At 69.6% G+C, this 7,591-nt stretch carries 6 protein-coding genes and 1 pseudogene; 6 read left to right on the top strand and 1 reads right to left on the bottom strand.

From position 1 onward, the window contains the following. From ABZ783_RS37245 to ABZ783_RS37220, 6 genes and pseudogenes are all read left to right on the top strand, one after another. Positions 1–166, top strand: a pseudogene (locus ABZ783_RS37245) (permease); the annotation flags it as partial. Beyond that, positions 163–882, top strand: a complete 720-nt coding sequence (locus tag ABZ783_RS37240) for a TIGR03943 family protein (protein ID WP_357447896.1) — start codon at positions 163–165, stop codon at positions 880–882. The pseudogene ABZ783_RS37245 and the gene ABZ783_RS37240, both read left to right, overlap by 4 nt. Before the next feature lie 103 nt (positions 883–985). Next, complete coding sequence (locus ABZ783_RS37235) at positions 986–1,798, top strand: SAM-dependent methyltransferase (protein ID WP_357447893.1); 813 nt, start codon at positions 986–988, stop codon at positions 1,796–1,798. A 322-nt stretch (positions 1,799–2,120) separates the two neighbouring features. Further along, on the top strand, positions 2,121–2,966 hold the full coding sequence (locus ABZ783_RS37230; protein WP_357447890.1) for a sugar ABC transporter permease: 846 nt from the start codon (positions 2,121–2,123) through the stop codon (positions 2,964–2,966). Then, the gene (locus tag ABZ783_RS37225; RefSeq protein WP_357447887.1) at positions 2,963–3,793 is read left to right on the top strand and encodes a carbohydrate ABC transporter permease; all 831 of its coding nucleotides are present in this window, start codon (positions 2,963–2,965) and stop codon (positions 3,791–3,793) included. The genes ABZ783_RS37230 and ABZ783_RS37225 overlap by 4 nt, the downstream gene beginning before the upstream one ends. 19 nt (positions 3,794–3,812) lie before the next feature. Further along, entirely contained in the window at positions 3,813–5,216 is a 1,404-nt protein-coding gene (locus tag ABZ783_RS37220; RefSeq protein WP_357447884.1) for an ABC transporter substrate-binding protein, read from the top strand. A gap of 128 nt (positions 5,217–5,344) precedes the next feature. On the opposite strand, the gene ABZ783_RS37215 is transcribed toward ABZ783_RS37220, so the two are convergent. Continuing rightward, positions 5,345–7,591 (bottom strand): M36 family metallopeptidase (locus tag ABZ783_RS37215; RefSeq protein WP_357447881.1); only part of this gene is annotated, 2,247 nt, incomplete at its 5' end.

Genomic DNA, 7,591 nt, shown 5'->3' with positions numbered 1-7,591 from the left:
CCTGACCGCCCGGCTGGCGTTCCTCGTGGTCGGTCCGATGGTCGACCTGAAACTCGTGTCCATGCAGGCCGGAATGTTCGGGCGACGGTTCGCCGCCCGGTTCGCCCCGGCCACCTTCGCCCTCGCCGTGCTCGTCGCGGCCACAGTCGGGATGGTGATCTGGTGAACCGGGGCGCTCAGGCCGTGGTGATGGTGTTCCTCGGTGGCGCGATCCTGCGCGCCAGCCTCACGGACCTGTATCTCCGCTACGTCAAGCAGGGCCTGCGGCCCTTCCTCATCGCCGCCGGCGTGCTGCTGGTCGTCGCCGCCGTGATGGCGCTGGTGCACGAGATCCGCGACATGTACCGGCCCGCCGGAACGGACGATGACGGGCACGGGCACGGACACTCTGGGCCGGCGGTCGGCTGGTTGCTGCTGCTGCCGGCGCTCGCGCTGCTGTTCGTCGTGCCACCCGCCCTCGGCGCCGACACCGCCGCCCGCGCCGGCTCCGCCCTCACCGACAACCAGGACGTCGCCTACCCGCCCCTGCCGCCCGGTGACCCGGCCCGGCTCAGCCTCCTCGACTACGGCTACCGGGCGGTCTACGACCAGGGCCGGACGCTGCGCGACCGGCAGATCCAGCTCACCGGTTTCCTGGCCCCCGGCCCCGACGGCCAACCCATGCTCGCCCGCATCGTGCTGTCCTGCTGCGCCGCCGACGGCATCCCTATCAAGATCGGGCTGCGCGGCGACGTGCCCCACCTGCCGGCCGACACCTGGGTGCGGGCCACTGGCCGGTGGATCCCCCACACCGCCAAGGACCCGGTCAACGACTCCGACATCCCGTACTTCCAACTGGACGTCTGGCAGCAGATCACGCCACCGGCGGAGCCGTACGAGTAGGGCGCTGCTGGAGCACGCCGCCGGGGCGGTGCCGCGCTAGGCTGTGCCGGATTCGCGAATCGTCCTCAGTGGGAGGTTGCTCGTGCGGCAGGGTGACGAGGCAGTGACGGACCAGCAGCAGCCGGCGTCCGCCGGCATCGACGCCACGGTGCCGCACTCGGCGAGGATCTACGACTACTGGCTCGGCGGCAAGGACAACTTCGCCGCTGACCGGGCGGTGGCGGAGGCCCTGGTCGCCGCGATCCCCACGATCCGGGCGATGGCCGCCGAGAACCGGAGCTTCGTGCACCGGGTGGCGCGCTACCTCGTCGGGCAGGCGGGGGTACGGCAGTTCCTCGACATCGGCACCGGCATCCCGACCCGGCCGAACCTGCACGAGGTCGCCCAGCAGATCGCCCCGGAGACCCGGGTGGTCTACGTCGACAACGATCCGATCGTGCTGGTGCACGCGCGTGCCCTGATGGTCAGCACCGAAGAGGGGCATAGTGAATACATCCATGCCGACCTGCGAGAGCCGGAGAAGATCCTGCAGGACCCGGCGCTGACCGGCACGCTCGACCTGGACCAGCCGGTCGCCCTGACCTTGATCGCGATCCTGATGCTGCTCAAGGACGCCGACGACCCGTGGGGCAAGGTCCGGGTGCTGATGGACGCCCTGCCGTCGGGCAGTTATGTGGCCATCACCCACCCCACCGGGGACTTCGACCCGGAAGCGATGGCGACCGCCGTCGCCTCCGCCAATCACGGCGGGATGACTCTGGTGCCCCGGAGCCGGGACGAGGTCGCGCGCTTCTTCGACGGGTGGGAACTGATCGAACCGGGAATCGCACCGGTGATGGCCTGGCAGCCCGACAACGGCGCGCCGAGCGATCCGCACGCCGCCTACTACTGGGCGGGAGTCGCTCGCAAGCCGTAGGACTCCCCTGCCCTGGTGGCCACAGTCGATAGCACGAGTCTCGGCACCACCGGCCGGCCTGGCCAGGCCGGCCGGTGGGTGGCTGACCGTGCCCGCCATCGTCATTTCGGACGGTCGGGCGCCCGGCGCTGGAGATAATTTCCGGGCCCGAATCCGGGGTGTAAGGATTTCTTCTTATCGATGTCGTTGATACTGTGCTGCCGTGTCTCCCCCTCGCACCGTCAACGCACCACCTGCCGACCGTGCCCCGACCGGAGAGACCACTCGCTCCGGCGGCCCGCGGGCACAGCGCCTTCGCCTCCGCGAAGCCGGTCTCGGGTGGTTGCTGCTGCTGCCGTCGGTGGTGGTCTTCGCCCTGTTCGTGTTCTGGCCGCTCGGGCGAACCCTGTACCTGTCGGTACACGGCAATGACATCTTCGGCGCCCCGTCGGCGTACGTCGGGGCGGACCACTACCGGGAGATGCTGTCCGCGGAGTTCGGTCGGGTTCTGGCCACGACCGCGTTGTTCACGCTCTTCTCGGTGCTGCCGGCCGTGGCCGGCGCGCTGGCCGTGGTGCTGCTGCTGGAGGCACGCATCCGGGGCGTACGGGTGCTGCGCACCGCGTTCGCGTTGCCGTTCGCGTTCTCGGTGGCGACCGCCTCGGTTGTCTTCGCGGTCATCTACAACCCGGCCATCGGGGTGGCCAACGGCCTGCTCGGCGCGTTCGGGATCGACCGGGTCAACTGGCTGACCGATCCCTCGATCGCGCTGCCCGCCGTCTGCGCGGCGACGGTGTGGATGAACTTCGGCTACAACATCCTCGTTCTCTCCGCTGGTGTGGCGGCCATCCCGCCCGAGGTCGTCGAGGCCGCCCGGCTGGACGGCGCGACCGGCTGGCGGCTGGCGTCGCGGATCACCGTGCCGCTGCTCTCCCCGCAACTGTTCTTCCTCGTCGTGGTCTCCACGATCCACGCCCTGCAGAGCTTCGGGCAGATCCACATCCTGACCAAGGGCGGACCTGACCAGGCCACCACCACGCTGGTCTACTCGATCTACGAGAAGGCGTTCGCCTTCGGCTCGGCGGACTTCGGCGCGGCCAGCGCGCAGGCCGTCGTACTCCTGGTCATCATGCTCGCCTGCACGGCCGTGCAGTTCGGCATCCTCGAACGGCGGGTCCACTACCGATGAGGAAACCCTCCCTCGGCCAGGTCGCCGTCTATGTCGTGCTCGGCGTGGCCGCGATCCCGGTCCTGTTCCCCGTCTACTACGGCTTCGTCGGCGCCGTGATGGGCCCGGGCGACCTGGCGACCTACCCGCCCGCGCTGGTGCCGGCCGACCTGCACTGGCAGAACGTCACCGACGTGTTCCGGTCGGTGCCGCTGGGTCGGTTCTATCTGAACTCCGCGATCCAGGCCGGGGCCATCACCCTGGCCCAGGTCGTCACCAGTATCGTCGCCGCGTACGCGTTCGCGTTCCTCCGCCTGCCGGCCAGGGCCGCCACCTTTGGTCTGTTCCTCGCCACCCTGATGGTGCCGTGGGAGTCGATCATCATCCCCAACTACCTGACCGTGTCCGGTTGGGGGCTGGCCCGCGGCAGCCTGACCTACCTCGGCCTGGTGCTGCCCTTCCTCGCCTCGGCGTTCGGCACCTTCCTGCTGCGCCAGGCCTTCCTGCAGTTCCCGTCCGAGTTGCGGGACGCCGCGGTGATCGACGGCTGCGGCCACTGGCGGCTGTTGTGGCGGGTCCTCGTGCCGCTGTCCAAGCCGTCCATCGCGGCGGTCGGCGTGTACGTCTTCCTCTCGGCCTGGAACCAGTACTTCTGGCCGCTGATCCTGATCCGGGACACCGAGTTCCAGACGCTCCAGATCGGCATCTCGCAGCTCAACGACGCGGAGGCCGCCCAACCGGGTCTGGTCCTCGCCGGCGTGGCGCTCTCGCTGCTGCCCACGCTGGCCGTCGTGATCCTGGGTCAGCGCTACATCGTCCGCGGGCTCACCGCCGGCGCCCTGCGTTGAACCGACAGAAGGAGAACGCATGACAAGACTTCGGCTCCGCCGAACCATGACGGCACTCGTCGCCCTGGTGGCCGTCGCGGCAATGGGCGGGTGCGGCGGCTCGGGATCCGATGCTGGCGGCGACGCGCTCGACGCACCTGGCGCGGAGGTGCTCGAGAAGGCCACGGGCAAGACCACCATCGAGTTCTGGCACTCGATGAAGGGACCGAACGCCCAGGCGGTCGACCAACTGGTCGCCGACTTCAACGCCCAGAGCGGGGGCAAGGTCGAGGTCAAGGCGGTCTTCCAGGGCAGCTACGACGAGACGATCGCCAAGTACAAGGCGTCGGTCCAGCAGAAGAGCACCCCGGCGCTGGTGCAGATCTACGACATCGGCACCCGCTTCATGGTCGACTCGAAGCAGGTCGTGCCGGTCCACAAGTTCGTCGAGAAGGACGCGTTCAACGCCGCCGACATCGAGCCGAACATCGCCAGCTACTACTCCATCGACGGCAAGCTGTGGTCGATGCCGTTCAACTCCTCCACGCCACTGCTGTACCTGAACAAGGAGGCGTTCGAGCGGGCCCGCCTCGACCCGACGAAGCCGCCGCGCAACCTCACCGAGATCGGGGAACTGGCGAAGAAGCTGACCGTCAAGGACGCCAGCGGCAAGACCGTCCAGTACGGCTTCGGCGCCGCGATCTACGGCTGGCTGCTGGAGCAGTTGCTCGCCACCGACGGCAAGGAGTACTGCGACCACGGCAACGGGCGTACGGGCCTGGCCTCGAAGGTCCAGTTCGACCAGGAGACCGGGGTAGGCGTCGCGCAGTGGTGGACGGACCTGGTGAAGGGCGGCTACGCGACCAACACCGGACGCAAGACCGACGACGCGCAGGCCGCGTTCAAGGCGGGTACGGTCGCCATGCATCTGGAGTCGACCAGCGTGCTGCGCGGTTACGTCGACGCGGCGAAGGGCAAGTTCACCGTGCTCACCGCCCCGTACCCGAAGGTGGACAGCTCGTCGGCGGGTGGCCCGATCATCGGCGGGGCCTCGCTGTGGATCGGCGGTGTCGGCCACAGTGCGCAGGAGAAGCGGGCCGCCTGGGAGTTCGTGAAGTTCGCGTCCAGCCCGGCCGCGCAGGCCAAGTGGCACACCGGCACCGGCTACGTGCCGATCAACGCCAACGCCTTGGAGGAGCAGATCGACAAGGACTGGATGGCGAAGTTCCCCCAGTTCCGCACCGCCGTCGACCAACTGCACGCGCTGCCCCCGTCGGTCGCGTCGGCCGGATGCCTGCTCGGTGTGATGCCGCAGGCGCGCAAGGCGTCCGAGGACGGCCTGGAGGCGGCGATCGTCGGTAGCAAGCCGGCGCAGCAGGCCATGAAGGACGCCGCCGCCAGCGTGCAGGGCGCCATCGACAGCTACAACAAGTCGGTCGGCTGACCGTCCGGACAACCCGGGCTGGACCCGGCGACGATGAGGGCCAGCTCCGCATGGAGCTGGCCCTCATCGCTTGCCACGCCGTCGGTGGGAGCGTTCCTCGTCGGGGCGCTCCCACCAGCGGCGAGGGCTCAGCTGGTGAACTTGAAGTAGGCGCGGTGCTGGAATCCGTTGTCGAGGGTCAGGACGAACTCGCGGCAGGTGCCGGCCCAGGACGGGTCGGTCTTCCACGGGTAGTTGTACTGGCCGTTGGCGTTGACCGACATGCTCGATCCGCCGGGGTTGCGTGCCGCGACCGGGGTCGGCCGCGGGGTGGTGGCGCCGTCGGGGCCGACGGTCTTGAGGGTGTCGCAGTCGACCAGCCGCGAGTACGGCGAGCCGCTGGCGAGGATGTTCAGGCCCCGGTCGGTGGCGAGTTTGAACTTCATCGGTACGGCGTCGCCGGCGACGACGGTGTTCAGCGCCGGCTGCGCCGAGCGGCCGACGAAGTCGCCCCGGCAGGACGGGTGGGTGTCGAACGCCTCGCTGTTGTCGTTGCGACCGGTGGTGCCCTGCACCGCGCTGTAGCCCAGGCCACGGCGGGCGAAGGAGCCCCAGAGGATGCAGGCGTTCTCCCCACCGGTGAGGGCGGCGTCGGCGGCGATGATCGCGTTGCGGCCGGTCACGAAGCCCGGGCCGCAACCCTGGAGCTTCAGCCCGTCGATGACCAGCTGCAGCGCCAGGTTGTTGCCGCCGGTGTTCCACGCCTCGTAGACGTTCGGGTTGAACCCGTGCCGGTCGACCAGATTCCAGGTCATGTCCCACAGGATCGAAGCCCAGCCGTGGCCGATGCCGTGCGGAGCCGCCAGCGAGGTGCCGTCCAGCCAGCCACCGGTCTTGATGCTGTCGTAGGTGAACGGCTGGATCTCCATGTTCCGCGAGTACGGCCGCGGGCGGATGCCGCCACCCACCCGGCTGTCTTGGAACAGCGCGTACTGCCCGTAGCCGCGGGCGTTCTCCGGGTCGTCGATCGCGGGGTTGAGCAGCGCGGTGATCGCGAGGAAGTCGCTCCAGCCCTCGCCCATCTGCTCGTCGCCGGTGAGGCAGTTGACGGTCGGGCCACCGGTCAGCCGGTTGGAAACGCCGTGGCCGTACTCGTGGAAGATCGTCTCCGAGCGGAACGAGGCGTCCCGCATCGCCGGCCGGTCCAGGTTGCGGTGCACCCGACCCGCGGCCGGCAGGCCGCCCTTGATGCGGTTTCCGTCGGCCTGGCTCACCATGACCGCGGGAATGCCGACCGCCGGGCTCATGGATCCGCTCATCGCCGCCGGGGCGCCCGCCACGTTGTTGACCACCACCACGGCGGCGGCACCGGCCTTCTCGGCGTTGGCCACCTGGGTGTAGAAGTTGCAGCCGCTGGTCCGGTCGACCACGGCGATCGCACCCTGGGGCAGCGTGTAGGCGCTGCAGCCGTCGCCGGTCGCCCCGACACCGTCGTTGACCAGCACCACCTCGCCGGCGAAGCCGGCGCTGGTGGGCGCGGGCGTGAACCGCGCGTACTCCGCCTCGTAGGTACCGGCGCCGGACCCCGCGTCGATCGTCACGGCGTTGGGCAGGCCGAACTGGTTGCCCGGCCAGAGGAACATCTGCATCCGGGGGCGACCGCCGTCCAGCGCCGGCGTGGAGAAGTTGGCGTTGTTCTGGCCGGACCCGTCGTGCGCCTCGCACTGCACGTCGTCGCCGCCGGTGCCGCCCCGGCCGTAGTTGTTGACCTGGAAGTTGCCGGACGCCTCGTCGAAGCCGTACCGGTAGGTCAGGTCGTGGACCATGTTGCACCAGTAGAACTGGTTCACCACGGCGGCCTGGGTGTAGGTCTGCGGGTGCTCGTTCAGGTCGGCCGGGAAGTTGAAGGTGAGGCCGGCGCCGCCCTCGGCGGAGCTACCGGGGTCGATCTGGTTGTTGGCGTCCCGGTCGGTGTAGGCGTGCGCGTTGTTGCCCCGGGTGATGGTGTACTCGGCGCCCGGGGCGCCGTTGGTGTCGTGCCAGCCGTACGGCGAGGCGTCCCCGTCAGCCGGGTTGGTCACCACGGTCTGCGGGCCGTCGTTCGGGTCACCCTTCGGGAACTCGAAGACGCGGTAGCTGGACCCGTCATCGACCGGGCTCGGGGGGCGGATCTTGGCGGCGGGGGTGCTGGTGGTGGCGACCGTCGTGGCGGGGGCCTCGCGACGGCCCAGCGTCGCGGCCAGGTCCTTCGGGCTGTCGTGGTCGGTCCAGTCGTCGGCGTTGAGCAGCTCGCCGGTGTGCGCGTCGACGCTGGCGTTCCACAGGTGGGTGTCGGAGGAGTCGTCGATGACCAGCTGCCAGGCCAGACGAAGCCCGTCGTCGGTCGGCTGCCAACC

The sequence above is a fragment of the Micromonospora sp. NPDC047738 genome, from assembly GCF_040642675.1.
GTDB lineage: Bacteria > Actinomycetota > Actinomycetes > Mycobacteriales > Micromonosporaceae > Micromonospora.
This window is presented reverse-complemented; position numbering and strand designations above follow the sequence as displayed.